Origin of the sequence: Rhodoferax sp. TH121 (genome assembly GCF_002251855.1) — a bacterium.
Taxonomy (GTDB): domain Bacteria; phylum Pseudomonadota; class Gammaproteobacteria; order Burkholderiales; family Burkholderiaceae_C; genus Allorhodoferax.
The window spans coordinates 695,538-721,222 of sequence record NZ_NOXW01000021.1 but is presented as its reverse complement, the minus strand read 5'-3'; the positions used below and the strand labels follow the sequence as shown (position 1 = coordinate 721,222).

General features: G+C 65.0%; 25 protein-coding genes. 4 read left to right on the top strand and 21 right to left on the bottom strand.

Annotated features, from left to right (window positions below):
* Nucleotides 1-3 precede the first annotated feature (3 nt).
* Complete coding sequence (locus CHU94_RS13460) at nt 4-1,191, bottom strand: PLP-dependent aminotransferase family protein (protein ID WP_094480644.1); 1,188 nt, start codon at nt 1,189-1,191, stop codon at nt 4-6.
* A gap of 128 nt (nt 1,192-1,319) precedes the next feature.
* Here CHU94_RS13460 and CHU94_RS13455 point away from each other — a divergent pair, with 128 nt between their 5' ends.
* The 4 genes from CHU94_RS13455 to CHU94_RS13440 are packed head-to-tail and all read left to right on the top strand — an operon-like array spanning nt 1,320 to nt 4,436.
* Nucleotides 1,320-2,123: an HDOD domain-containing protein gene (locus CHU94_RS13455; protein ID WP_094480642.1), complete on the top strand. Its 804-nt coding sequence runs from the start codon at nt 1,320-1,322 to the stop codon at nt 2,121-2,123.
* Nucleotides 2,123-2,767: an endonuclease III gene (gene nth, locus CHU94_RS13450; RefSeq protein ID WP_094480640.1), complete on the top strand. Its 645-nt coding sequence runs from the start codon at nt 2,123-2,125 to the stop codon at nt 2,765-2,767. Before CHU94_RS13455 ends, nth begins: the two co-directional genes overlap by 1 nt.
* A 10-nt stretch (nt 2,768-2,777) precedes the next feature.
* Nucleotides 2,778-3,599, top strand: coding sequence for an HDOD domain-containing protein (locus CHU94_RS13445; RefSeq protein ID WP_176452023.1), 822 nt, complete (start codon nt 2,778-2,780; stop codon nt 3,597-3,599).
* Nucleotides 3,600-3,638: 39 nt separating this feature from the next.
* The gene (locus tag CHU94_RS13440) at nt 3,639-4,436 is read left to right on the top strand and encodes an ABC transporter substrate-binding protein (RefSeq protein WP_094480636.1); all 798 of its coding nucleotides are present in this window, start codon (nt 3,639-3,641) and stop codon (nt 4,434-4,436) included.
* A 20-nt stretch (nt 4,437-4,456) separates the two neighbouring features.
* Here the strand turns inward: CHU94_RS13440 and CHU94_RS13435 are convergent, their stop codons facing one another.
* The 20 genes from CHU94_RS13435 to CHU94_RS13340 form a co-directional block, all read right to left on the bottom strand.
* Nucleotides 4,457-5,011 carry a histidine phosphatase family protein gene (locus tag CHU94_RS13435; RefSeq protein WP_094480634.1) on the bottom strand — a complete coding sequence of 185 codons (555 nt, stop codon included), beginning with the start codon at nt 5,009-5,011 and terminating at the stop codon, nt 4,457-4,459.
* The gene (locus CHU94_RS13430; protein ID WP_094480632.1) at nt 5,008-5,877 is read right to left on the bottom strand and encodes an adenosylcobinamide-GDP ribazoletransferase; all 870 of its coding nucleotides are present in this window, start codon (nt 5,875-5,877) and stop codon (nt 5,008-5,010) included. The genes CHU94_RS13435 and CHU94_RS13430 overlap by 4 nt, the downstream gene beginning before the upstream one ends.
* A 7-nt stretch (nt 5,878-5,884) precedes the next feature.
* On the bottom strand, nt 5,885-6,973 hold the full coding sequence (cobT, locus tag CHU94_RS13425; protein WP_094480630.1) for a nicotinate-nucleotide--dimethylbenzimidazole phosphoribosyltransferase: 1,089 nt from the start codon (nt 6,971-6,973) through the stop codon (nt 5,885-5,887).
* Nucleotides 6,974-6,998: 25 nt separating this feature from the next.
* Entirely contained in the window at nt 6,999-8,600 is a 1,602-nt protein-coding gene (locus tag CHU94_RS13420; RefSeq protein ID WP_094480628.1) for a cobyric acid synthase, read from the bottom strand.
* Nucleotides 8,597-9,583, bottom strand: a complete 987-nt coding sequence (locus CHU94_RS13415; RefSeq protein WP_094480626.1) for an aminotransferase class I/II-fold pyridoxal phosphate-dependent enzyme — start codon at nt 9,581-9,583, stop codon at nt 8,597-8,599. Before CHU94_RS13415 ends, CHU94_RS13420 begins: the two co-directional genes overlap by 4 nt.
* The gene (gene cbiB / locus CHU94_RS13410) at nt 9,580-10,560 is read right to left on the bottom strand and encodes an adenosylcobinamide-phosphate synthase CbiB (RefSeq protein WP_094480624.1); all 981 of its coding nucleotides are present in this window, start codon (nt 10,558-10,560) and stop codon (nt 9,580-9,582) included. Before cbiB ends, CHU94_RS13415 begins: the two co-directional genes overlap by 4 nt.
* Nucleotides 10,557-10,952 carry a DUF1636 domain-containing protein gene (locus CHU94_RS13405; protein ID WP_094480622.1) on the bottom strand — a complete coding sequence of 132 codons (396 nt, stop codon included), beginning with the start codon at nt 10,950-10,952 and terminating at the stop codon, nt 10,557-10,559. Before CHU94_RS13405 ends, cbiB begins: the two co-directional genes overlap by 4 nt.
* Before the next feature lie 22 nt (nt 10,953-10,974).
* Nucleotides 10,975-11,661 (bottom strand): VWA domain-containing protein, encoded by a 687-nt coding sequence (locus CHU94_RS13400; RefSeq protein WP_094480620.1) that lies wholly within the window; start codon nt 11,659-11,661, stop codon nt 10,975-10,977.
* The gene (locus CHU94_RS13395) at nt 11,640-12,680 is read right to left on the bottom strand and encodes an ATP-binding protein (RefSeq protein WP_094480618.1); all 1,041 of its coding nucleotides are present in this window, start codon (nt 12,678-12,680) and stop codon (nt 11,640-11,642) included. The genes CHU94_RS13400 and CHU94_RS13395 overlap by 22 nt, the downstream gene beginning before the upstream one ends.
* Nucleotides 12,677-16,504, bottom strand: coding sequence for a cobaltochelatase subunit CobN (gene cobN, locus CHU94_RS13390; RefSeq protein WP_094480616.1), 3,828 nt, complete (start codon nt 16,502-16,504; stop codon nt 12,677-12,679). Before cobN ends, CHU94_RS13395 begins: the two co-directional genes overlap by 4 nt.
* A 17-nt stretch (nt 16,505-16,521) precedes the next feature.
* Nucleotides 16,522-17,583, bottom strand: a complete 1,062-nt coding sequence (cobW, locus tag CHU94_RS13385) for a cobalamin biosynthesis protein CobW (RefSeq protein WP_094480614.1) — start codon at nt 17,581-17,583, stop codon at nt 16,522-16,524.
* 20 nt (nt 17,584-17,603) lie between these two features.
* Nucleotides 17,604-18,488 carry an ABC transporter substrate-binding protein gene (locus CHU94_RS13380; RefSeq protein ID WP_094480612.1) on the bottom strand — a complete coding sequence of 295 codons (885 nt, stop codon included), beginning with the start codon at nt 18,486-18,488 and terminating at the stop codon, nt 17,604-17,606.
* A 2-nt stretch (nt 18,489-18,490) separates the two neighbouring features.
* The gene (gene cobO / locus CHU94_RS13375) at nt 18,491-19,060 is read right to left on the bottom strand and encodes a cob(I)yrinic acid a,c-diamide adenosyltransferase (protein ID WP_094480610.1); all 570 of its coding nucleotides are present in this window, start codon (nt 19,058-19,060) and stop codon (nt 18,491-18,493) included.
* 11 nt (nt 19,061-19,071) lie between these two features.
* On the bottom strand, nt 19,072-19,749 hold the full coding sequence (locus tag CHU94_RS13370) for an energy-coupling factor ABC transporter permease (RefSeq protein WP_094480608.1): 678 nt from the start codon (nt 19,747-19,749) through the stop codon (nt 19,072-19,074).
* Between the two features lie 61 nt (nt 19,750-19,810).
* The gene (locus CHU94_RS13365; protein ID WP_094480606.1) at nt 19,811-20,608 is read right to left on the bottom strand and encodes an ABC transporter ATP-binding protein; all 798 of its coding nucleotides are present in this window, start codon (nt 20,606-20,608) and stop codon (nt 19,811-19,813) included.
* A 14-nt stretch (nt 20,609-20,622) separates the two neighbouring features.
* Nucleotides 20,623-21,699, bottom strand: coding sequence for an iron ABC transporter permease (locus CHU94_RS13360; protein ID WP_094480604.1), 1,077 nt, complete (start codon nt 21,697-21,699; stop codon nt 20,623-20,625).
* Between the two features lie 8 nt (nt 21,700-21,707).
* On the bottom strand, nt 21,708-22,574 hold the full coding sequence (locus CHU94_RS13355) for an ABC transporter substrate-binding protein (RefSeq protein ID WP_094481096.1): 867 nt from the start codon (nt 22,572-22,574) through the stop codon (nt 21,708-21,710).
* A gap of 242 nt (nt 22,575-22,816) precedes the next feature.
* Entirely contained in the window at nt 22,817-23,401 is a 585-nt protein-coding gene (cobU, locus tag CHU94_RS13350) for a bifunctional adenosylcobinamide kinase/adenosylcobinamide-phosphate guanylyltransferase (RefSeq protein WP_094480602.1), read from the bottom strand.
* Nucleotides 23,398-24,249, bottom strand: coding sequence for an ABC transporter substrate-binding protein (locus CHU94_RS13345; protein WP_094480600.1), 852 nt, complete (start codon nt 24,247-24,249; stop codon nt 23,398-23,400). The genes cobU and CHU94_RS13345 overlap by 4 nt, the downstream gene beginning before the upstream one ends.
* A complete protein-coding gene (locus CHU94_RS13340; RefSeq protein WP_094480598.1) occupies nt 24,246-25,676 on the bottom strand; it encodes a cobyrinate a,c-diamide synthase in 1,431 nt (476 codons plus the stop codon). Before CHU94_RS13340 ends, CHU94_RS13345 begins: the two co-directional genes overlap by 4 nt.
* Nucleotides 25,677-25,685: the final 9 nt, after the last annotated feature.

Here is a 25,685-nt window from a genome sequence, read left to right as displayed (position 1 = left end):
GGTTTAGAGGGCCTGGCCCAGGCGGCCGATGCCTTCTTCGATCTTGGCCACATCCGCTGTGGCAAAGCTCAGGCGCAAGGTGCTTTGGTCGGGGTCGTGCGCATAGAACGGCGCGCCTGGCACAAAAGCCACCAGCTTGTCGATGGCACGTTTGGCAAACGCGCTGGCATTCGCCTCCTTGCCGTTCGCCCCCGTCAGGCGCGCCCAGAAAAACATGCCGCCCTGGGGTTGGTCAAAGGCAATTGCATCGCCCAGCTCGCGCTGCAGGCATTGGGCCATCACGCGGGCGCGCTCGGCGTAGGTGGCACGCACGGCTTTCAGGGCCGTGGGCAGGCGGTTCAGCGTAAGGTAGTGGGCGGCGGTGGCCTGGGTGAGGTTGCTGGTGTGGGCGTCGCTGAACTGTTTGCACATGGTGGCGCGGCCCAGCAAGGCGGCGGGCGCAATCAGCCAGCCCACGCGCAGCCCCGGGCTCAGCACCTTGCTGAAGCTGCCGCAATGCGCCAGCCAGTCGCGGCTGCCGGGCACACTGTCGCTCAAGGCCAGCAGGCTGGGTGGTGGCGCTTGGTCAAAAAACAGCTCGCCATAGGGGTCGTCCTCCACCACCAGCGTTTGGGTACGCACGGCGATTTCCAGAATGCGCTTGCGCCGCTCCAGGCTCAACATGGCGCCGCTGGGGTTGCCAAAGGTGGGAATCAGGTAGACCAGCTTGGGTTTGTGCTCGGCAATCAGCGCTTCTAGCTTGTCTACGTCCACGCCGTTGGCGTCGATGGGCGCGCCAATGACCTGGGCACCATAGAGGCGGAAGCACTGGATGGTGGCCAAAAAGGTGGGCGCCTCCATGATGACCTTGTCGCCAGGCGAGATCATGGTCTTGCCGATCAGGTCCAGCGCCTGCTGGCTGCCGGTAGTGACGATGAGGCCGTCAGGGGCCACGGTGGCCCCTTTGCTGGCCATGTGGGTGCTGATGCCTTCGCGCAAGGGCTGGTAGCCCTCGGTCGCGCCGTACTGCAGCACCGGACCGGGGTTGTTTTTGAGCACGGCCTCGGTGGACTCGCGGATACCCTCCACATCAAACAGCGCAGGATCGGGAAAACCACCCGCAAAACTGATGATGCCGGGCTTGCCCAGCAGCTTGAACAGCTCGCGGATGGCAGAGGTTTCTACGTTGTTGAGGCGATCGGCAAATTGCATGGACGGGTCTTTCGTCGGACAGAAGCGTGAAATTTAGTCGCGGGCAGGGCCCTAAAGCGGGCCCCGGCGCGCTGCGCATGGGGTAAATTGTCACCGATTGGTGTTGCAATCTTTTTTGGGGGGAATCCATGGTCAACCTTGAGTCTTTCTTCGCAAGCGTCAAATTGCCATCGATGTCGGAGGTCGCCCACGCACTGATTCAAACCCTGAGCGATGACGACACCTCCGTGCCCCAGGTGCGCGACCTGATTGCCAAGGATCCCGCGCTGTCGGCCAAGCTGCTGCGTCTGGCCAACAGCGCCCAATTCGGCCTGCCACGTGGTGTGGGCACACTGGACGATGCGATCACCATGGTGGGCATGTCCAAAGTGCGCACTCTGGCGCTGGGCGCCTGCCTGAGCGAATCCTTCCCCAACCTGCCTGATCTGGACCGCAAGGAATTCTGGCGCTCCAGCATGGCCTGCGCTGGATATGCCCAGTGGTTGGCCAACCGCCTGGGCATTGACGGGCAACTGGCCTGGCTCACCGGCATGATGCTGCGCCTGGGCGAACTGCTGATTGCCCAGGCCGACCCGGCCACCCTGCGCGAAATTGAAAAACTGCCCCACCTGCCCGGTGTGCGCTGGCAGCGCGAGCAGCGTCTGATCGGCTTCACCGAAGGCCAGATCACCGCCGAACTGGCACGCCGCTGGAACTTCCCCATGCAAATGGTGCAGGCACTGCAGCGCTCAGCCGACCCGATTACCGAGCAGGCCTTCTCACGCCTGGGCGCCGTGATGCACCTGGCCGGCCTGCTGGCCGAGACCGAAAACGCCGGCCCCGACACGGTAGACAGCCTGCCCGCCGAAGTGATTGCCGCACTGGGGCTGGATGCCGACTGGCTGCGCACCCGCTTCCCCGATACCAGCACCTTCCTGGATGTGACCACCTAGTGAAACCGGCCGCCATTGAAACTTTTTTTGCCACCCTGCGGGCGGCCAACCCCCATCCGCAGACCGAACTGGAGTACAGCTCGGTCTTCGAGTTGCTCGCCGCCGTGCTGCTCTCGGCCCAAGCCACCGATGTTGGTGTGAACAAGGCCACGCGACGCCTGTTTGCGGTGGCCAATACCCCGCAAAAAATCCTGGCCCTGGGCCTGGAGGGCCTGGAGCAGCACATCAAGACCATAGGTCTGTACCACAGCAAGGCCAAACACCTGATGCAAACCTGCAAGATGCTGGTGGACCAGCACGCGGGGCAGGTGCCACGCACCCGCGAGGCCCTGGAAGCCCTGCCCGGCGTGGGCCGCAAAACCGCCAATGTGGTGCTCAACGTGGCCTTTGGCGAGCCCACCATGGCGGTGGACACGCACCTCTTCCGTCTGGGCAACCGCACCGGCTTGGCACCTGGCACAACGCCGCTGGAGGTCGAAAAGAAACTGCTCCAGCGCATTCCGGCACCCTACCTCGTAGATGCCCACCACTGGCTGATCCTGCATGGTCGCTATGTCTGCCAGGCGCGCAAGCCGCTGTGCTGGCAATGTAGCGTGTCCACCAGTTGTAGCTATACACTCAAGACACCCGCTCCTACCCGGTAAGCCCCGCACCATGCCCGACATCAGCACCTTCATCCAAACGGTCAAGCTGCCGGTCATGCCGGAAGTGGCACACGCACTGATCCGCACCCTGAACGACGAAGACGCCGATGTGGTGACCGTGCGCGACGTGATTGCCAAGGACCCCGCCCTCACCGCCACTTTGCTGCGCATGGCCAACAGCGCGCTGTTTGGCCTGTCCCGATCAGTCACCACCTTGGACAGCGCCGTCAGTGTGGTGGGCATGTCGCAAATCCGGGCCCGCGCTCTGGGCATTTGCATGGCCCAGGTGTTTGCGCTGCCGCCCGGCGTTAATCGGTTGGAGTTCTGGCGCTACAGCATGGTCTGTGCCGGGTATGCCAAATTTCTGGCCGCCGAGGTACACATCGATGAGCAACAGGCTTGGCTCACCGCCATGATGCTGCGCCTAGGCGAGCTGATGATTGCGCAGCACCGGCCCCAATTGCTGGAAGCGATTGAAAAACTGCCCTCCGCAGCTGGCGAGCGCTGGCAACGCGAGCGGTCCCTGGTGGGCTTTGATGAGGGCCAGATCACAGCGGAAGTCGCCAGACGCTGGGACTTTCCGGAAGACGTGGTGCAGGCTCTGGGCCACGCTGCGGACACCCTGGCTGCGGCCCAGGCCTCCAAGCTCTGTGCCGTGGTGCATCTGGCGGCGTGGCTGGCAGACCAGGCGGGCAACCACGACACTGTGCGACAGGCTGTGCGGCAGCTGCCCCAGGCAACACGGGACGCCCTGCGGCTGGATACCGAGGCCTTGCTGACACGAATTCCTGACCCGGAGACCTTCAGCGACGTCTCCACCCTGCTGGCCTGAGGCCCCGAAAGCCGCCACGCCACGGTGTTGAAGATTGGCATGAACACCCTGCGCTGTCCCCTCCTCTTTCTTGGCTTGGCCCTGTCCGCGGGCGTGGCCTTGTCCACAGAAACGGGAAAACCGCCTGCGGGCCCGCTGCGCCTGTGTTTCGAAAGTGCCACCATCCAGCCCTGGCGCACGGAGGACGGCAAAGGCCTCAATATCGAGCTGCTGCAACTGGTGAGCCACCAGCTCAACCAGCCGTTCGTCTACCTGGCACTGCCATGGAAACGCTGCCTGGCCAGTCTGCAAGCCAACGAGGTGGATGGCGCCTTTGCGGCCAGCTTTAGCACCGAGCGGCTGGAAATCGGCGCCTACCCCGGGGGCAAAGTGGCCGACCCCACCAAACGCATGCACACCGACCGCTATGTGCTGCTCAAACGTAAAGGCACTGCCGTGCAGTGGGATGGTAAACACATCAGCCACCTGGACGGAGCCGTGGGTGTGCAGCTGGGCTACTCGATTGGTGCGCAGCTGCGTAGCTGGGGAGTCCCGGTGGACGAAGGCAACCAGGGGGCTCTGGCGTTGGCACGCCGCCTGATAGTGGGCCGTGTGGGCGCTGTTGCCATGGGCGGCAGCGATGCCACCATGCTCATGGCCCAACCCGAGATCGCCAGCCAGCTCGAAGAGCTACCGCTGCCCCTGACGGAAAAGCCGTACTACCTGATGCTGTCCCACCAGCTGCTGGCCACCCAGCCCGAGCTGGCCCAGCGCATCTGGAAAACGCTGGAAACCGTGCGCAACAGCACTGCCTACAAAAAGCAGGAGCGCCAGGCCATGGAGCAAATGCCAGACTGAGCCCGACACGGGGCCAGCGCTCAGGGCCGCACCCGCATCCACTGGCCAAAGGCTGGTGCGTCCTGCGGCCACTGGTCGGCCCGCAGCACACTGCGCACACCTTGGGCCAACAGCGTCACGGCCCGCGCCACCCCGGCATGGGTGATCCAAACCTGCACCTGGCCCGCCGCTCGCGCACGCTGGCAGTCATCCCAGACCTGTTCCACCCGGGCCATAAATTCAGCCACCGACTCCTGCCCGCCAAAGCGGTGGGCCCAGAAGTTGTCTGTCCAGGCTTCCATCGCGTCCTTGTCGATATCGGCCCAAGCCACGCCCTCGTACACGCCAAAATGCATTTCCACCAGCCGCGGCTCTGGTTTAAAGGTCAAATCGGGCCTTAGTCCTCGTAGATATTGCGCGAGCAGCTCACATCTTTGTAGCACCGACACATGCACCACAGCGCCTTGCGGCAGCACCCGGGCCAGTGCCTGTGCTGCCGTTTGGGTCGCCTCGGGGTCGGCCGGCAGGTCTAGTGCGCCATAACAAATGCCGGGTGCCACCCGCGGCTGCGCATGGCGCACCACCCACAGTGTCATGCGAGGCCACCGCGCGTCGCCGCACCCCAGGCCAGCGCCAGGCCCAGGTAAAAGGCCAGTTCGCAGACCTGCTGGGTGGCGCCCAAACAGTCACCCGTAAACCCCTGCAGCCGCCGCGCAAACCAGCGCAACATACCCAGCCAGGCCAGCCCACTGGCCAGCACCCCGGCGCCCAACCACAGGACCAAGCCTTGCACAGCGGGAAAATTCGCTACCAAAACCATAGCTGCTTGCGCAGCAAGCACGAGGGCTAGCGCCCCAAAACACCAAAAAACTGCTGCCCACAAGCTGCCCAGGCTGATCTGGTCGGCCAGCGGTTTGGACTTGGAGCCGGCCGCATCGCCCACATGCGGCAGCAGGCGGATGGTGAGCAGCGGCCAGAAGCGCGAGACCACATGCCCCGCGAACAGCGCCACACACAAAACCGCACCGTGCAACGAACCCAAGAGCGCCAGCAAACCCACCTTGGCCAGCAGCGCCAGCACCACGGCAATCGCGCCAAAGGCCCCCACGCGGGAGTCCTTCATGATCTCCAGCGCCCGCTCGCGGCTCTGCGTTCCGCCCAGGCCATCGGCCACATCGGCCAAGCCATCCTCATGGAAAGCGCCCGTGATCAGCACACTGAGCACCGTACCCAGCACGGCGGCCACCAGCGGCGCAAACGGGCTGGCTGGCAGCAGCGCCAGCAACAGCCAGGTGAACAGCGCCACCACGCCCCCCACCAGAACACCTACACCGGGCAAATGCGCTGCGCTGGCACGCAGCATGGCTGGGCTAAAGCCCACCCAATCCGCCAGCCGGCCGGTCACCGGAATGCGGGTGAAGAATTGCAGCGACAGCAGGTAATGGCGGACGAATCGGGCCATGGCAGCGTCAGTGCGCAGCCGCAGGAGCGGTGCTTTTCTCGGACACGCCCGCCGAGGCAAAGCTGGCCATGTCGCGCAGGATGGTGCAGGCCGACTGCAGCAGCGGCCAGGCCAGCGCCGCGCCGGATCCTTCGCCCAGGCGCAAGCCCAGGTCCAGCAGGCCTTGCTGTCCTAGGTGCTGCAGCATGAACTCGTGGCCGCGCTCGCCCGAGCGGTGGGCGAACACACAGCGCTGCAACACCAGCGGCTGCAGCGCATGCGCCACCACGACGGCGCTGGTGGCAATGAAGCCGTCCACCACAATGACACGCCGCTCGTGCGCCGCCTGCAGCACGGCACCCACCATGGTCGCAATCTCAAAACCGCCCAAGGCGGCCAGCGCATCCAGCGGCGCGGTGGCATCCGCATGGCGGGCCAACACCGCACGCAGCACCTCGGTCTTGCGCTGCACGGCCGGTGCATCCAGTCCGGTGCCAGCGCCGGTACATACCGCAATGTCCAAGCCGGACAGGCGTGCCAGCAATAGCGACGCGGCCGACGTATTGCCAATACCCATCTCACCGAGCAACAGTGCATTGCCGGGCAGGCCTTTCACCAGCTCCACACCGTGCTGCAGCGCCGCCTCGCATTGGGCCGCGGTCATGGCAGGTTGGACCGACGAATCCGCCGTACCTCGCTCCGCCCCTGGTGCCTTGCGCACTTGCAGGCCGGGCCGCGTTACGCCTTCGGGCAGGCCCGCCAGAAAGTCGCGCTTCACGCCGCAGTCCACCACCGTGAGCGCAATGCCGTTTTGCTTGGCCAGCACGCTCACCGCCGCGCCTCCCGCCAGAAAGTTCTCCACCATCTGCCAGGTCACATCGCTCGGAAAGGCCGAAATGCCGCGCGCTGTGAGTCCATGATCCCCGGCAAACACCACCATCTGCGGCTGGTCCAGCACCGGTGCAGTGCTGCCCAAAATCTGGCCGATCTTCAGCGCCACGTCTTCCAGGCGGCCCAGCGAGCCCAAGGGTTTGGTCTTGTTGTTCAGCGTGTGTTGCAGTGCGTCGGTGAGCGATGCGTCGGCGATATCGACCAGGTGTGGCAAAGAAAAAGTCATGGTGTGTCCTCGGTAAAAAGAAAAGTTATCGCAACAAGCCCTGCAGCACGCCGGGCGCAAAGTTCTCGGCAACGAAATCGGCCAGGCCGTCAAACACGGTCTCCAGCGTAGGCACAGTGCCGCCCAGTTGCGCGCCAAACAGGGCTTGCAACACCGCAGCGTCTTCAAACATGCCGTGCAAGTACAGGCCCAGCACATTGCCCTGCGGATTAGTCCAGCCCAGGTCGTCCGGCAACACGGCGATAGGCGCATTGCCAGCCGCCGCCATAGCCGCATGCGGCGCGGTCTGGCCGTGATGAATCTCGTAACCTGTCACAGATACACCAGCCAAAGCGGCCCAAGGAGAAGCTTCAGGACGAAGTGCGGGCACACCCGGATCCACGCCGATGGGGGGGAGGCCGGGGGCCGATTTCTGCGCGTTTGGCAGTATGAGGTCCGCGGCCTGCCCCCCGTCGGCGTGCGAGCGAAATGAAGAAAGAAATGCAGTCGAGGTATGCCGCACCGTCTTGTCCTGCGCAAACACCGTCACCAACGGCAACAAGCCCAGCCCCGGCGCATTACCGTCAATGCCGTGTGCATCAATCAGCGCCTCGCCCAGCATCTGCAGCCCGCCGCAAATACCCAGCACCGCCCCACCCTGACCCGCATGCTTGGCAATCGCCGCATCCAGCCCCTGCGAACGCAACCAAGCCAAGTCGCCACTGGTGTGCTTGGAGCCCGGCAAGATCACCCAATCCGTCGCTTTGAGCCCCGCCAGTTCAGACGGCGAACGCACCCACTGCAGCTTGAGCCCTGGAATATTCTTGAGCGGCTGAAACTCGTCCAGATTGCTGATGCGCGGGTAGGCAATGACGGCCACCGTCAGGCGCACCGCCCCCTTGGCCACACTGCGGTCGTCAAACACGCCGTCTTCCTCGGGCAAGCCGTGCTGCCACCACATAGGGAGCGTGGCCACTGTTGGCACGCCGGTCAGGTCTTGCAGCATCTGCGGCGCGGGAGCCAAGAGCGCGGCGTCGCCACGGAACTTGTTGAGCACAAAACCCTTGATGAACGGCCGCTGGTCCTCGGGCAACAGCGCCCAGGTGCCATAGAGGTGGGCAAAGGCGCCGCCCCGGTCAATGTCGGTCACCAGCAAACAGGCCGCATCGCCATGCTGGGCCACACGCATGTTGACGATGTCGCTGGCCGCCAGGTTGATCTCTGCCGGTGAACCGGCACCCTCGATCACCACCACATCGTTCTCCGCGCGCAAGGCATCCAGCGCCGCCGCAATCTGCGGCCAGACCTTGAGGCTGCGGCCGCGCCAGGGCATGGCACTCAGCTCCAGGTTCACCTGCCCCATCAACACCACCTGGCTGTGCGTGTCTCGCTCGGGCTTGAGCAGCAGCGGGTTCATGCGCACATCGGGCACCACATTCGCGGCCAGCGCCTGGAAGTACTGCGCGGCCCCGATCTCACCCTGTCCGCTCGCGGAAGCCACCACCCGGGCGTTGTTGCTCATGTTCTGCGCCTTGAACGGGGCGACTCTCAGCCCTTGGCGCGCGTAGTAGCGGCACAGCGCCGTGGTGAGCCAGCTTTTGCCGGCGCCGCTGGTGGTTCCGAGCACCATGATGCATTTCGCGGTCATGTAGAAACTTTCACAGTCAATGCGCCGGCTAGCGCGTCTTGCGCCTGCGGCGGCAACACGCCCAGCCGCACCCAGCCAGGCAGGCCAAACGAGGTGGCGTCGCGCAGCTTGATGCCCTGCGCGCGCAGCGTCGTGCATAGCGCCACGGCGTCGGCACCCGCTGGGGGGCAGGCGCAGAAAAACGGGGTGTCGCTGGGCTGCACGGTCCAGCCAGCCGCTAGCAGCATGGCCATCTGGCGCTGCTTCCAGTCGGCCAGGGTGTGCAGGCTGGCCTGCAGCCAAGCCTGGGTGTCTGGCTGTGTCCACGCCATCAGCAAGGCAGCCCCATGCGCGCCCAGCACCCAGGAGGACGCCAAAGATTCGAGCTGTTGCACCGCTGCCTCGGCCCCCAAGGGCGCAATGGCAAAAGCGGCCCGCACGCCGGTCAGTCCCATGGCCTTGTTGGGCGAGTACAGCTGCCAAAGTTGCTGGCGCTGCGCCGCGTCCAACGTGGGCTGGCCCGACAGGCGCAGCGGTGCGTAGGCGCAGTCCAGCACCACCATGCCATGGGTGGCGCCAAGTGCTGGGCGATGCGCCTGGCCCAGCGGGCTGGACGGCTCGCAGGCCCAGACCAGATCGGCCTGCGCGCTCGCTTCCACGGCGTGGAGTCCCCAGGCTTGCGCGGCGTAGGCGTAGTCGCCATAGGCGTGGGTGGGCAGGCCCACCGTGCGGGCGCCTTGCTGCCGCGCCCAGGCGGTGATGCGAAAGATGAACTCGCTGGCACTACCGGCCAACACGATGCGCAAGACCTCCACACTATGGAAAGCGGCGAGCGCTGTGCGCAATGCGGTGTAGCTGGCGTCGGGATAACGCGTGGCGTCGGCGGCCTGCACGGCGGCCAGGGCCTGCGGGCATGGGCCACAGGCATTGCTGTTAGTAGAAAAGTCCCACTGCGGGGCGCCCAACGCGTCGGGCCCGCCGTGGATGCGCGGTGCAGCACTCATGCCGGCCTCCCAAACGCTATCAAAAGCATAGCTGCTTGCGCAATGACCACGAGGGCTAGCAGTGATTTTGATGCATAAACCAACGCCCTCGCCGTGTCCACAGCGAGGGCTGCACGGCCCTGCGGGTTGAGCACATAGACGCCCGGTTTGCGCAGCGACACGTCCAGGTTCAGCGCCATGGCGGCCATGGGCCAGCCGCTGTTGGGCGACGGGGTCTGGCGCGCCTGGCCAGGCAGTTGCCGCGCCAGACGCATGCCACGCACACCAGCCGCCAGCAACAGCAGCGCCGCCGTGATGCGTGCGGGCACCCAGCTCAGCCCATCATCCACCCGCGCCGCCCACTTGCCGGCCCAGGCCCAGTTCTGCCCCTTGTAGACGCCGGGGTAGCCCCACATGGCATCGGCCGTATTGGCAAAGCGGTACAGCGCCGAGCCGGGCAGGCCCAGCAGCACGAACCAGAAAATGGGGGCGACCACCGAGTCATTGAGGTTCTCGGCCAGCGTTTCAATCGCGCTTTCGCGCACCTGCGTGTCAGTCAGTTGGGCCACATCGCGGCTCACCAGCCATCGCAGGCGCTCGCGGCCAGCGTCCAGCGATTCACCAAGCGCCGCCTCCACCGCCAGCACTTCACGCTTCAACATGGCCCAAGCCAACATGGGCTTGAGCAGCAGGCCCAGCGCCAACCCTTCAGCCCACCAAGGCAGTGTATCCATGGCCGATTGCAGCGCCCAGGCCGCTCCTGAAACCATAGCTGCTCCCGCACACCAGACGACGGCTGCAAGCCAAAAAGCCTTCAAGTCCCGCAACTCGGGCTGCTGCTGCGTGTGGCGCTGCACCCAAGTGCCCGTAGCGCTCAGGTAGTTGCCCATCCACACCACGGGATGCAGGCGCAGGCGCGGCTCGCCCCACCAGCGATCGACCAGCAGCGCCATTGGCAAAGCTACTGCGATGGTCAGCGCGGGCAGCAGCAATGTCATGCCGCTTCCTGGCCCACGGGGGGCAACCGAGCAAGAATGCCACTGCGTAGCCGCTCAGGGCGTGCGTTGCGGGCCAAGTTGCCATCGGGGCTTTGGTGGTGGAGTTGCGCACAGGCAATGACCTGGGCTGCTGTCTCTGCATCCCCCGCCAGATCGCCAAAGTAGTAAGTGAACTTACCCTGCGCCTGCAGGGTGACCGTGCAGGCTCGGCCACAACCACTCATGCAAGCCAGACCTCGCAGTTGTAGTCCCTGGTGCTCACCGGTGTCCAGCCCACATAGCAGCAATGCGTCTTGGACTGCCTCGAACAGCGCCAGGCCTTCGGCCGGCAATTCGCGCGAGGCACCGGGAGGGCGGCAGGTGGTGCAGACAATGATTTCGGTAGAGGCCATGGATTGGTATTCCGTCTATAGATCAGGCAGACGCCCGCTGGTAGTCAGCGCCCCATTGCGCGGCCCAGGCGGCGCAGCGGCCCAGAGTCTTGGTGCGGTCGTCAAAGTCCACGATGACCAGGTGCTGCGGTAATTGTGGCTTGCGGGGGCGCTCCAGCGAGCGTCCATCGGTCAGCAGCCAGAGCCAGCTCTCAACCGAGCCGTTCATGCGCAGCGTGCGCTGCAGCAGCCGGTCCGCTTGCCCCAATGCTTCAGCCAGCGGTGTGCCGCCGCCCCCGCCGAGTGGGCGTAGACGCTGGCTGCCCGACAGGCGAGCACGGCCCGGCGGCAGCAGCAGCTCCACACCCTGCCCGCCAAAGCGCAACAGTGCCACATCCTCACCTTGGCGCGCGGCCTGCTCGATCATGAACGCCGCATGCCCCTTAGCCAGGGCCAGACGTCCGCGCTGGCGCATGGAGCCGGAGGTGTCCAACACGATGCAATGCAATCGGCCCGCGCGCACGGCAATGGGCTGGTAGCGCAGGTGTGTACGCTGCAGCGGTGCGGGCCCCTTGGCCACCACCGTGGGCAGCCAAGCAATGGCCGTGCCGTGATGGCGTGCACCGGGCGCCGCAGGTGCAGAGAGATTCTGGGGTGGAGGCCACCGCCAGCTGCCAGGCCCGTTGCGTGGGCGGCGGCTGGGGTGGCCTAGGCTTTTTTTGGCGGCCAACCGGCAATGCGTTGTACTTTGGTCGTGCCCTCGGGCTGGGCGGGCAAAGCGCCCCAATCGCCTTGGGGCGTGGGCGATGCAGGCTGCAGGCCCTGCGGGCGCTGTGCGTCCAGGGCTGCTTGGGTTTGCGCCCCACTGGCTGGCGGCTGTGCCACATGGCCTTCGGCGCGGCGGTGCGCCAGTGCCAATTCGGCCACGGCGTCCACATCTGCCGTACTCACTTCGCTGCGCCCTTGCATCGCGGCCAGCGCACGAGCGGCCCGCAGCATCACCAGATCGGCCCGCATGCCATCAACACCAGCGTTGATAGCGCAGGCGGCAGCGTGGTGTAGCACGGCGTCCGTCCAGGTCAAACGCAGCAAGGTTTGGCGCGCGGCCACCAGCGCAGCACTCAAGGCCGCTTGCTCCTGCGCATGCTGCTCCGCCAGCGCAGCGGGGTTCTCATCAAAGCCCAGGCGCGCGCGCAGGATGGCCGTGCGCTGCTGTGCATCCGTGGGGTTGGCCAGCGCGACAGACAGGCCAAAGCGGTCCAACAGCTGCGGGCGCAGTTCGCCCTCCTCCGGGTTCATGGTGCCCACCAGCACAAAGCGCGCGGCGTGCTGCTGTGAAATGCCATCGCGCTCCACCGTATTGACGCCACTGGCTGCCACGTCCAGCAGCGCGTCCACTAGCGCATCGGGCAGCAGGTTCACCTCGTCCACATAGAGCACGCCCTCATGCGCGCGTGCCACCAGACCCGGCGCCAGTCGCACCTGGCCGTCGCGCAGCACGTCTTCCACATTCAACGTGCCCACCAGCTGCTCCAGGCTGGCAGCCAGCGGCAGCGTCACAAACGGTGCGCGAGGTAAAAGCGCCGCCAGCGCGCGCGCCGCGGTGGACTTGGCCGTGCCACGGGGGCCGCTGATGAGCACACCGCCAATGCCGGGGTCGATGGCGGCGAGCTGCAGCGCCAGTTGTAGCTGCGGCTGGCCGACCAAAGCGGTGAAAGGAAAGGTCGGGGTCTTGGTGGATGTGCTCATGCCAGAGGTCCTTCTCCGTATTCTTCAACGCGGCGCTCCAGCGCCAGCAAATGGTCTTCAATGCGTTCGCGCTGGTCGCCGGGCTCGGCCCACAGGCCGCGCTGCATGGCCTCCAGCAGACGTTCGCCAATGCTGCGCAGCGCGCCGGGGTTGTGCTGCGCCAGAAAGTCGCGGTTGGTGTCGTCGTGCAGGTAGGCATCGGCCACCAGTGCGTACTGGTGGTCGCCCACCACACCGGTGGTTGCGTCAAATGCAAACAGGTAGTCCACTGTGGCCGCCATCTCGAACGCACCCTTATAGCCGTGGCGGCGCACGCCCTCCAGCCACTTCGGGTTGACGGCGCGCGAACGCACCACGCGCGCCACCTCTTCGCCCAGCGTGCGGATACGCGGAGCGCCAGGCACGCTGAAGTCGCCGTGGTACAGCGCAGCGGCCTCACCGGTCAGGGCCTCCACGGCCACCGCCATGCCACCCTGGAACTGGTAGTAGTCGTCCGAATCCAGCACATCGTGCTCGCGGTTGTCCTGGTTGTGCAGCACCGCGTCCAGCCCGGCCAGGCGCTGCTCAAAACTGCCGCGTGCCGCCGCACCGTGCTCGCCCTGCCCGTAGGCAAAGGCACCGGCGCGCAAATAGGCCTGGGCCAGGTCCGCGCCATCGTTCCATCGGCCGCTGGCCATCAGCTCCTGCAGGCCAGCGCCATAACCGCCGGGGCGCGGGCCAAACACGCGCCACGTCGCCTGCCGCTCGGCCGCATTGGCGCTCAAGCCCTTGGCTTGTGCCTCGGCCGCCTCGCGGCGCACGCGGGCGCGGATGGGGTTGACTTCATCGGGCTCGTCCTCTTCGGGGATGGCGGCCACGGCGCGCACGGCGGTGTCAAACAGGTCAATCACATTGGGGAAGGCATCGCGGAAGAAGCCAGATACGCGCAGCGTCACGTCCACACGGGGCCGGCCCTTCAGGCTCATGGGTAGCACCTCGATGTCCGCCACCCGGCTGCTGCCGTCCGCCCACTTGGGGCGCACGCCCAAAAGCGCAAAAGCCTGGGCAATGTCCTCGCCGCCCGTGCGCATGGTGCTGGTGCCCCAGACCGACAAGCCTACCTGGCCGGGCATGGCACCAAAGTCCTGCAAGTGGCGCTCGATCACGCGCTCCGCCGCCGCGGCGCCCATAGCATAGGCGGTTTGCGTGGGTACGGCGCGCGTGTCCACCGAATAGAAGTTGCGCCCCGTGGGCAGCACATCGGGCCGGCCGCGCGACGGCGCGCCGCTCGGACCAGGCGGCACCAGACGGCCCGACAGGCCGCGAAGGCACTGTGCGATTTCTTGCGGGCCACAGGAATCCAGCCGTGGACGAAGCACGGTGCGCATGCGCTGCAATACAGGCGCTGCATTTGGCCAGATCGCATCGTTCACCGCAGTATCCGCCACCACAACATCCATTACCAGTTGCCGCGCCAGCAGCTCCAGCCGCTCCCGCGTATGGCCTGCGTGACGCCAGGCATCGTCGCTTTGAGCCTGCAACACAGCGGGACGTGGGCCATTCCACGGCGTGGACCATTCGGGGCTCAAGGCATTGAAACCATCCACGCCTTCCAGCTTCAGGTCTTGTGACAGCGCCACCAGCAAACTGCGCTGCCCCGCTGCAGTACCGGCAGGGAAACGCGCCAGCGCCACCAGCGTGTCAATCTGCTGTCGACCCTGTGGAGAGCTACCCAAAATGTGCAGGCCATCCCGGATTTGGGATTCCTTGATTTCGCAGAGGTAGGCGTCCAGCCGCTGCAGCAGCGCCTCGCGGCCCGCGTCATTAGCAGGCTTGGCAAAGCCCAGGTCGGTGTGCAAGTTCTCGCCCAACACGCGGTCCAGAATGTCGCCACGCAGGCGCTGCGCACGGCGCGGGTCCAGAGACAGGGCTTCATAGTACTCGTCCATCTGCCGCTCCAGCTTTTGCAGCGGGCCGTAGGTCTCGGCGCGCGTCAGCGCGGGCATCAGGTGGTCGATGATGACGGCCTGGGTGCGGCGCTTGGCCTGGCTGCCCTCGCCGGGGTCGTTGACGATAAAGGGGTACAGGTGCGGCAGCGGGCCGAGGATGGCGTCGGGCCAGCAATTGGCGCCCAATGCCACGCTTTTGCCCGGCAGCCATTCCAGGTTGCCGTGCTTGCCTACATGCACCACCGCGTCCACCGCAAACTGGCGGCGTAACCAGAAGTAGAAGGCCAGGTAGTTGTGTGTGGGCACCAAGTCCGCATCGTGGTAGCTGGCCACCAGGTCCAGGTCGCGTCCACGTGCGGGCTGGATACCGACAAACACATTCCCATAACGGTGGCCCGACACCATAAAGCGGCCGCTGCGCACCATGGGGTCCTGCTCGGGCGCGCCCCACAAGGCGTTCACCGCGTCGCGGCTGGCCTCTTCCAGACGGTTGAAGTCTTGCAGGTAATCGGCCATGGCAAAACTTTGGGCCACGGGGCGGTGGTCGTTGGCATCAAGATTGTTGGTCACGCCCGCCACCAGTGCGGCAATCAGTGCGTCGCCACCCTCGGGCAAATCGCCCGTGGCATAGCCCGCGTTCTGCATTGCGCGCAGCAGCGCCACGGTAGAAGCAGGGGTGTCCAGGCCCACGCCATTGGCCAGGCGCGCATCGTCATTGGGGTAGTTGGCCAGGATCAGCGCCACACGCTTGTTCGCATTGGGCGTATCGCGCAGCGCGCACCAGCGGCGCGCCAGCTCGGCCACAAAGCTTATGCGCTCGGGCTCGGCCTGGTAGCGCACCACATCCACCTCGGTGCGTTCGTCGCGCCAGGCCAGTCCCTTGAAGCTGATGGCGCGCGTGCCGATGCGGCCATCCACCTCGGGCAGCACCACCTGCATGGCCAAATCGCGCGGGGCCAAGCCATGCGGGTCAGCCTGCCATTGTTCTTGTGCACAGCCAGCGGTTATTAGTTGCAGCACCGGTGCATCGCCCGCCAACGCCTGCGCGGGCACGCCCAGCACGCGGTCGCTGTCAACCGCATCCAGCGAGCTCAGCGCAAAGCTGGTGGCGTTGAGCACCACGCCCACGCGGTGCTCCGCGGCCAGCGACTGCAGCAGCGCCAGGCTGGCGGGGTTCTTGAGCGAGTCCACCGCCACGGCCAGACTGTTGAGCCCCTGGACCGACAGCGCTACCTGCATGGCCTCAAACGCCGCGGTGTTGCCAGCCTGCCAGTGCGCCCGGTAGTAAACCAGCAGCGCCACGGGCGCGCCGGCATGCCAAGGCAAGGCCGCCACGCCGCCGTGGGGCGGCACCAGCAGCGCGGGCGGCAGCACGGCGGGTGCCTTTGGCCGCGCACCACGTCCAAGGGCGGCGTGGCCAATCAGGTCGAAGAAGCTGCGCGCGTTGTCCGGTCCGCCCTCCCGCAGACAGCGCCAAAGGTGGCGGCAATCCTCATGCGCGGCGGTGCTACGCAGCAGTAGCTGTAGGTCTTCGCTGGCGTCACCCGAGAACAGGGCCAGCCACTGGCCGCGTTGCTGCGCCAGTTCGCGCGCACGCTCCACCAGATAAGCCCAGTCGCTGGCGGCGCCGAGGTGGTCGATGACCACCACGCGTGCATGCTGCAGCACCTCGTCCACATACATGTCTGCTGACGCGGGCTGGCGCAGCCACATCAGGTTGGCCAGGCGCACGGAGGGGAAGTCATCGGGCAGCGCACGCGCAGCATCTGACAGCAACGCCAGCGTCGTGTCCGCTGCGCTGAGCACCACGATGTCGCCAGGCGTCTGCTCCACGCGCACCACACCCTGGCCACCGTCTTCGACGTGGCCTCCGGGGCGGGTGGAGAGCAGATGCATGGCGTGTGGCTTTCTGTTTAAGCAGCGACCGGCGTAGCCAATGCGGCGTTCAGCTCGGCCTGCAGGGCTGGACCATTGAGTTCGGAGCCGATCAGCACCAGACGCGACTGACGTGTCTCGCCCGCAGCCCACGCACGGTCAAAGTAGCTGTCAAACCTTGTACCCACGCCCTGCACCACCAGGCGCATGGCCGCACCGGACAAGGCTACAAAGCCCTTGGCACGGTAGATCTCATGGCGCCCCACCAAATCCTTCAAAGCAGCCAGCAAGCCGTCGCGGCTGGGCACATCCAGCGTCACCTGCACGGAGTCGAAGGCATCGTGGTCGTGGTCTTCCTCCTCGTCGTGGTGGGTCTTGCGGTTGTCAATTTGGTCTTCCACCGCACGCTCCAGGCCCAGCAGCAAATCGATGGCGATGCGACCATGCTGGCCATGCACCAGCTTCACGCCGGGCTGGGTTTCCTTACGGATTGCGGCTTCCACATCCACCAGCTGAGCAGGCGTCACGCCATCCGTCTTGTGCACGATCACCAGGTCGGCCGTGGCCAGCTGGTCTTCAAACAACTCATGCAGCGGTGAGTCGTGGTCCAGGTTGTCGTCGGCGCGGCGCTGGGCGTCCACAGCCACGGGGTCATCCGCAAAGTCACCGGCCGCCACGGCGGGCGCGTCCACCACGGTGATGACGGAGTCCACGGTGAAGGTGTTGCGCAGTGCGGGCCACTGGAAGGCTTGCACCAGCGGCTTCGGTAGCGCCAGGCCCGAGGTCTCGATGACCAGGTGATCGATCTGGTCGCGGCGCGCAGCCAACTTTTCCATCACCGGCGCGAATTCTTCCTGCACGGTGCAGCACAGGCAGCCATTGGCCAGTTCATAGAGCTGGCCGTTCTCTTCGCCGTTTTCATCACAGCCGATGCCGCAGCCTCGCAGCAATTCGCCGTCAATGCCCAGCTCGCCAAACTCATTGACGATGACGGCAATGCGGCGGCCCTGGGCGTTGGCCAGCAGCTCGCGCAAGAGCGTGGTCTTGCCGCTGCCCAGGAAGCCGGTAACGATGGTGGCGGGAATCTTTCGGGTTTGCATAGGTTTTTCTCGGATAAGGATTAACGGGGCGGCAATGCCTTGAGGCAGTCCACCAGCATCTGGGCTGCCTCGCCCAGGCGGGGGCCAGGGCGCGACAGCAGGTCCATGCGATCCGCATCCAGCAGACACAGCTGCTGCTGGCGCACCGCGGGCAGCGTTGCCCAGCCGGGGCGGTCAGCCAGATTGGCCAGCGTGGCGCGCGGGCCAATGATCAGGTCGGGCGGGCGGCGCAGCAACAGCTCGGGGTTGATCTTGGGGAACAGGCCCAGCTCGCCCCCCACCACATTCACCAGGCCCAGGCGGGCCACGGTTTCGCCGATGAAACTTTTCTCGCTGGCGGCTGTGGGTGCGGGCCCCACCTCCACATACACCGTGCGCCCGCGCAAGGCGGCGGGCATACGTGTTGCAGCAGCGTCCATCTCGGCATCCAGGCGTGCCACCAGTTCGGTCGCACGGGCGGTCTCGCCAAGCGCGTCGCCCAGTTTGAGCAACATGCGTTTCAGGTCTGCGTGGGTGCGGGCATCAAAAGTCAGCACTGGCACGCCCAGGGCCTGCAAGCGCTCCCCGGCGCGGCTGCGCGGGCCCAGCACCACCAGGTTGGGCCGCAGGGTGACGATGCGTTCGATCTGCGCGTCTTCCAGCCCACCCAATTTGGGCAATACTTGCACCGAACCGGGCCAAGTGGAATACCGGTCTGTGCCCACCAGTTGTGCACAACGGCCCAGTGCACACACGGCTTCGGTCAGCGAGGGGGACATTGTCACGATGCGCGACACGGGCGACACGCCCTGCGCCATGGTCATGCCAGAGAACAAGCCCAGCGCCGCCAGCGAAGACACTGCGGGCATCAGGCGCAGTGCCGCACCCGATGCCGCAGTGAAGGAACGCAGAGCCGAAGCAGACATGGTCAATCTTCGATGCCACGTTGGGCAGGAACGCCTGCATTGAAGTGGTGCTTGACCAGCGTCATCTCGGTCACTGTGTCCGCCAGCTCCACCAGCTCGGACGGCGCATTGCGGCCGGTCAGCACCACATGCACGTGGGCTGGCCGCTCTCGCAGGCAACGCAGGATCGTGTCCAGCGGAATCCAACCGTAGCGCAGCGGGTACATGATTTCATCCAGCACCACCATGAAGTGCTCACCCGCGCGAATCGTGGCCTCCGCCTTGGCCCAGCCCTCCAGCGCCAGCTGAGCCGAGTGGTCCAAGTCCTTGCTCTTCCAACTGAACCCGTCACCCAGGCCCTCGATGGGGATGCCCAGTTGCTCAAACAGGCGGTGTTCGCCAAAGCGCGCGCTGGGCACCTTCATGAATTGGTAGACCTTGACGGCCTTGCCGCGCCCATGCGCGCGCAATGCCAGCCCGAATGCGGCAGTGCTTTTGCCTTTGCCATTTCCGGTATGTATGAGCACCAGGCCGCGACGCTCGGCCGTGGGAATAACGCGCTCGTAATCGACGGGAGGAGTTTCAATTTCCACGGGTCGTCCTATCAGGTGGCGCTGTACAGGCGCTGCTCAACCAAGGCACTGCCTTTGAGTCGATGTAAGGCCTTGGCGGCGGCCAACACGCCTAAGTCAACCAGCGGCTCCAGCAACACCACGGTCATGTAGGCGGCACCAAAACTGCCAATCTGTGCAAAGTTCTCTGTATTGAAACCACGGCCATACAAAGCCCAGAAACCGACCCACATCACGATGCCGCCCTGGTAGGCCACCGACAGCTTGAACGCCTGTTGGTAGCTGATGTCCACGTAGGCCATGCTCTGGGGAACAATCCGGCGCGCCAGTGCATGGGTGGCGAACAGAGGCACCAGCAAGGTGGTGACATTCATGCCGTACTGCGGCAAATCCTGTTGCGCAAAAAACAGACTCTGGATCGCCAGACCACCCGCCAGCCCCAGTGCAGCGGGTGCCACGCCAAAGACCAGCAACAAGGTAGTGCCCAGAATCAAATGCACTTCGGATACGCCCACAGGATGGTGCGGCAACAGTTCAAAGAAAGAAAACACCAAAGCGACGCACAGCAGGCTGCGCAACAGCAGAGACAGGACGCCATCCTTCTTGACCGCATCCAAGGCCAGTTTGCTTGCATAAACAACGGCAGCGGTGCCTGTGGCGTAACTCAGGAAAATTTTGGAACCGTCAACCAGTCCGGGTTCGATATGCATGGTCTTACTCCTTGTGAATGAAAAAAATACAGACAACTCAACAATGGCGAGCACAGTAATGTCAGTTGGGGACCTCCCTGCGCTTGGCTGGCAGCGCCACCCACTGACCGTCGATGGCGTGGATGGCAACGCGGTGGTCGAACACATCAACCAGCTCTGCATGGGTTCTTGCGTCATTGCTTAGACCGTGGTGCGTCACCCGCCCTTGCGCCATCACCACCACCTGGTCGGCATGCAGGGCCATGCTGATTTCGTGCAACACACTCACTACCGTGGTGCCCTGCGCCACCAAGGCGCGCACCACGTCCAGCCAATCGGCCTGGTGCGGTGGGTCCAGATTGGCCAAGGGTTCGTCCATCAGCAACACTTGGGCTTGCACTGCCAGCGCACGCGCCAGCAGCACCCGTTGGCGCTCGCCGCCGCTAAGCTGACCGAGCGCGCGGCAACGCCAGTCCCAGGCTTGGGTGGCGCGCAAGGCCTGCTCTACGGCCGTATGGTCGGCCGCACTGGCGGGGGCTAGCCACGCCTGGTGCGGCAGCCGGCCCAGCAAGGCCACGTCCCACACCGTCAAATCATCCGCAGAGGCTTCGTTCTGGCCCAGCCAGGCGAGTTGGCGGGCGCGCTCGCGCGGTGGCAAGGCCAGCAGGGGCTTGCCGAACAAGGACACCGTGCCGCTGTGCGGTAACACGCCGGCCAGACAACACAACAAGGTGGACTTGCCCGCACCGTTGGGGCCGACGATGCTGGTCCATTGGCCCGCTGCAATGTCCAGCGAAACACCGTGCAGCACCTGCTGCTTTGCGATGCCATTTCCGAGACTAGCCCTTACGGAATCTGCGCGAATAGCTATGCTATTCATAGCACCGTTCTGACTCATGCGGCACCTCCACTGTGCCGACCGCCCCGGTGCATCAACCACAGCAGGTAGCCGCCGCCCAGCACCGCCGTGAGCACGCCCACCGGCAACTCCTGCGGTGCCAGCAAGCCGCGCGCCAGGGTATCTGCGCCCATGAGCAACACACCGCCCACCAGACTGGAGAGCAGCATGAGGTGTGCGTGCGTAGTTTTTACGACCGAGCGCACCAGGTGCGGAGCTGCCAGACCCACAAAAGCGATCAGCCCGGTCTGCGCCACCGCAGTGCCGGTCGCCAGCGCCAGCACCGCCACCAAAGCGGCGCGCATGGGCGCCACCGGCAGCCCCAGGCTGAGTGCCGTTGCATCCCCAAGGCTCAGACCATCGAGCACCCGGGCCAGGAGCCAAGCGGCCAACACACACACTAGCCAAACGCCTGCCATTAAGCTGAATGAGGTCCAGCCCACAAAGGCGGTAGACCCCAGCATGAAGGCCTGCATGGCCTGCAGCGAATCGGGGGTGAACAACAGTACCAAATGCGTGGTGGCGCCCAGCACCACGCCCACCACCACACCCGCCAGCAGCAGGCGCAGCGTATGGCCCACGCCGCGGCTCAGCATGAGGGTGAGCAAAACGGCCGCTACGGCACCGAAAAAGGCCGCCCCGGTCAAACCAATACGCACCCACACACTGCTGGAAAACACGCTGACCGCGACCGCGCCATTCATCATGCTGCCGGGGCTGCCACCGCCCAACATGCCAGCCCCGCCGCCCAGCGCGGCCAAAGCCAAGGCAACGCCCAACGAGGCGCCCGAGGCGCTGCCCAGCAAATACGGATCCGCCAGCGGGTTGCGAAACAGCCCTTGCGCCACGGCTCCCGCCAACCCCAGCAGCGCACCGGCTGCCCAGGCACCCGCTGTACGTGGCAGGCGGATCTGCCAGACGATTTGCTGCGCCATGGCGGCCTGGCCGGGGTCCTGCTCGGGGTGCAGCAAAGGGGTCAGCAGGTTCTCAAACCCGGTGCTGCCTACACACACGCCCACGGCCAGCAGCACGAGTGCAGCCAGCACGCCGGCCAGCGCCAACCAACGCACCATCGGGTTCGTCACGGCTTGCCTCCATTGGCGGGAGACTTGGACTCCAAACACTTAGCCATGATGCGTGCGGCCTCGGCCATGCGCGGGCCAGGGCGCACCAGCACGTTGGCCTCGTCGGTTGGGAAAATGCACACCCGGTTTTCACGCAGCGCGCGGATCGATTGCCAGCCCGGCCGAGCCATCAAGGCACCTGCACTGCGCTGACCTATAAGGATCACATCCGGGTTGGCTCGCACGATGAACTCGGGGTTGAGCTTGGGGAATGGTCCCAGCTTGGCGGGCACGATGTTTTTAGCGCCCAAGCGGGTCAGCGTTTCGCCGATGAAGGACGATTCACCCGCCGCATATGGCCCTTCGTTCACCTCAAAGTACACCTTGGCGCCGCGCACTTTGACGGGTAGCGACTGGGCCGCAGCAGAGACGCCCGCGTCAATCGCGCGCCAGATGCGCTGGGCGTCCTGCACCTCCAGCAACTGGCCAAGCTTGAGCATCACGCGTTGCACATCCGCATGGGTTTTGGGCTCCAATGCAAATACCTTGATGCCCAGCGACTCCAACCGCTCGCCCGCGCGTGATGACTTGGCCATCAGCACCACATCGGGTTTGAGGGCAACGATCATCTCGATGTTCGGGTCCAGCCCGCCACCCAGCTGGGGCAGCTTTTGCAGGCTGGCTGGGTAGGTGGAATACCGGTCCACGCCGACGATACGTTGGCAGTGGCCCAGCTCGCACACGGTTTCTGCTAAGGAAGGCAGCAGGCTCACGATGCGTTGCGGCGCGGCGGCTAAGGTGATGGTGACGCCACGGTCGTCGGTGACTTGCAGGGCATGGGCGGCACCCGCAAATCCAAATACCAATGCAAGCACCACCTTCAGGCGGGGCAGCAGCGCGTTTTGCTCCGTGTCCCCCGCCTGCTTTGCAGGCTCCTCCTTGACCTGCGCAAAACGCACTACTGCCCGGCCTTTGCGCCAGCACCTGAGCAGGCGCAGTGGCCAAGGGCTTTGCGGAGGTAAAGGAGGAGCCCGCAACGCGGGCGGGGGACACGCAGCAAAGCTCTTGGCCACTGCACCTGCGCCCCGTCCACCAAGGCGCCGACTGATTTCTAACAACCACGCCATCACGCAGCACCCTTCAAAGTCAAAGGCAGCCCCGCCGCCATCAAGGTCACGCGCTCACACACGCTAGCCACATCCTGGTTCAAGCGCCCCAGCGCATCCACAAAGGCGCGCACTTCACGCCCCATGGGAATCACGCCCAGACCAATCTCGTTACCCACCAGAACCACCGGACCCACCGCATCCTGAATCGCTATCAAAAGAGAAGCTATTTGCGCAGTATCCATGGGGGGTACAGCACTATTTGATGCATTTTCTGCAGGCATCAGCAGGTTGGTGAGCCACAGCGTCAGGCAATCCACCACCACCAAGGTGCAGGCATTGCTGTGCTGGCGGATGGCCTCGGCCAATGCCAACGGTTCTTCCACCGTGCGCATGCCAGGCACGCGCTGTGCCCGATCGGCCTGATGGCGTGAAATGCGCTGGCGCATTTCATCGTCCCACGGTTGGGCGGTGGCGATCAGCACCGCCTGATGATCCGGCGCAGCATCCAGCCACTGGCGGGCCAGCAGCTCGGCGCGGCGCGACTTGCCACTTTTCTGGCCACCCAGAATCAGCTCGCTTTTGGCAATGTTCATCTTCGTCATGGTTGGAAAGCTCCTGCCAGATCTGCGTCCATCCATTGCAGGATGATCTGGTGCATCTTGCGAACCCCATCAGTCAAAGCCGCAGGACCGGGTTGCAGGATGTCGGCCGACTTGATCTCAAAGAGTTGCTGGTGGCGCACAGCGCTCACTACGTCCCAGCCTTCACGTGCTGCCACGTTCTCCGGGCGGAATTTCTTGCCGCACCAAGAGCCCAGAATGATGTCGGGGTTGCGGCGCACGATCTCAGCGCCGTCGGCAATGATGCGTTGCTTGCCCATGCGCTCCAGCGACAGTTCGGGAAAACAATCGTCCCCACCGGCAATGCCCATCAGCTCCGACACCCAGCGGATCGCGCTGATGTGCGGGTTGTCCCACTCTTCAAAAAACACCTTGGGCCGGCGCGCACCTGCCGCCACCTTGGCCGCGACGGCTGCTTGCATGGCCCGCAGATCAGCCTGCATGGCGTCGATGCGCTGCGCGCCCTGCTCTGCCTCGCCCACCATGGCGGCGAGCTGGTAGAGCATGGAAAAAATCTCGGCCACGCTGCGCTGGTTGAAGATGGTGACTTGCACGCCGCGTTTGACGAGGTCGGCCGCGATATCTGCCTGCAGATCAGAAAAACCCAGCACGCAGTCTGGTTGCAGGTCCATGATCTTGTCGGTCTTGGCGCTCAGGAAAGCGCTGACTTTGGGTTTTTCTTCCCGGGCGCGGCGCGGCCGCACGGTGTAGCCCGAAATACCGACGATCCGATGTTCCTGCCCCAGCAGGTACAGCCACTCGGTCGTCTCTTCGGTGAGGCAGACGATACGCTGCGGGCCGTGGTCGAAATGCAAAAGGTCGTGCGTCATACAGCCACACCCTCTTGCGTTGTAAAGAGCTCAACCACCGCAGCCGGGCAGGACGGAAACCAGGCATGGAAGTAGCTGGCCCGGACCGCGCCCTGCTGCCACACGGCTTCACCGACGTTCGGCAAGGGATCGTGATCGGGCTTGGCGGTGCGTGTCGCTGCTTGCAGCGGGGTTCTGGTGGTGGAATAGTGAAAGGTGTGACCGCGCAAGGTGCCACTTTGCAAGCGGAGTTGCTGCGGCCCCAGGCCCGCCAAACGCTTCTGCATGGTGACCTCTCCCGGTAGCAAGCCCCACTGTGCGTGGCGGGCACCATCGGCGGTGACCAAGGTGTCGAACAATGCCATCATGCCGCCGCATTCGGCCCAGACGGGCTTGCCCGCAGCGATGTGCGCCGCCAATGATTCACGCAGAGAACGATTGTCCGCAATCGTTTGGGCATGCAGCTCCGGGTAGCCACCGGGAATCCACAGAGCATCACACACTGGCAATTCGGCATCACGCAGTGGTGAGAAGAACACCAGCTCTGCGCCAAGTGCGCGCAGCGTGTCCAGATTGGCCGCGTAGATGAAACAGAACGCCGCGTCACGAGCGACCGCAATACGTTGGCCTTGCAGAGTGGCAGGGTGCGAGGGCAAAGCGTTTTGCTCCGTGTCCCCCGCCCGCCTTGCGGGCTCCTCCTTGACCTGCGCAAAACCCTTTGCCCTCACACCCTCTTGAACGCCGGCAACTTCAACTGGGGTAAACGCCACCGACCACCGCTGCATATCCTCAACGGTCATGCGTCCCAACGGCGTTTGCGCCAAAGCATCCGCCGCAGCGTCCAGCCTCTCCATTGCATCCGTAACTTCACTGGCCACCGTCAGACCCAAATGGCGCTCCGGAAGCGTCATCGCAGCGTCGCGCATCACCGCGCCCATGAAATGCTCCGGCTCCCGCACGCTGCCTTGCAACATGGCCGCATGGCGCTCGCTGGCCACCCGGTTGGCCAGCACACCAGCCCAAGGCAAGCCGGCCCGATAGTGCTGCAGCCCATAGGCCAGTGCGCCAAACGTGCCCGCCATGGCAGACGCATCCACCACCGCCAGCACCGGCAGACCAAACTTCACCGCCAAATCGGCAGCACTCGGGTCGCCATCGAACAGACCCATCACGCCCTCGACGATGATCAGGTCTGCCTCCTGCGCAGCCGCATGCAAGCGGGCCCGGCAATCGGCCTCCCCCGTCATCCACAGGTCCATCTGGTACACCGGCGCGCCGCTGGCCAGCGTGTGCCAGTACGGGTCCAGAAAATCCGGCCCGCACTTGAACACCCGCACCCGACGCCCCTGGCGCGTATGAAGCCGCGCCAACGCGGACGTGATAGTCGTCTTGCCCTGCCCGGAGGCAGGCGCTGCAATCAGGATGGCGGGACAGGTCGTGGTAGCCATGTGAGCATT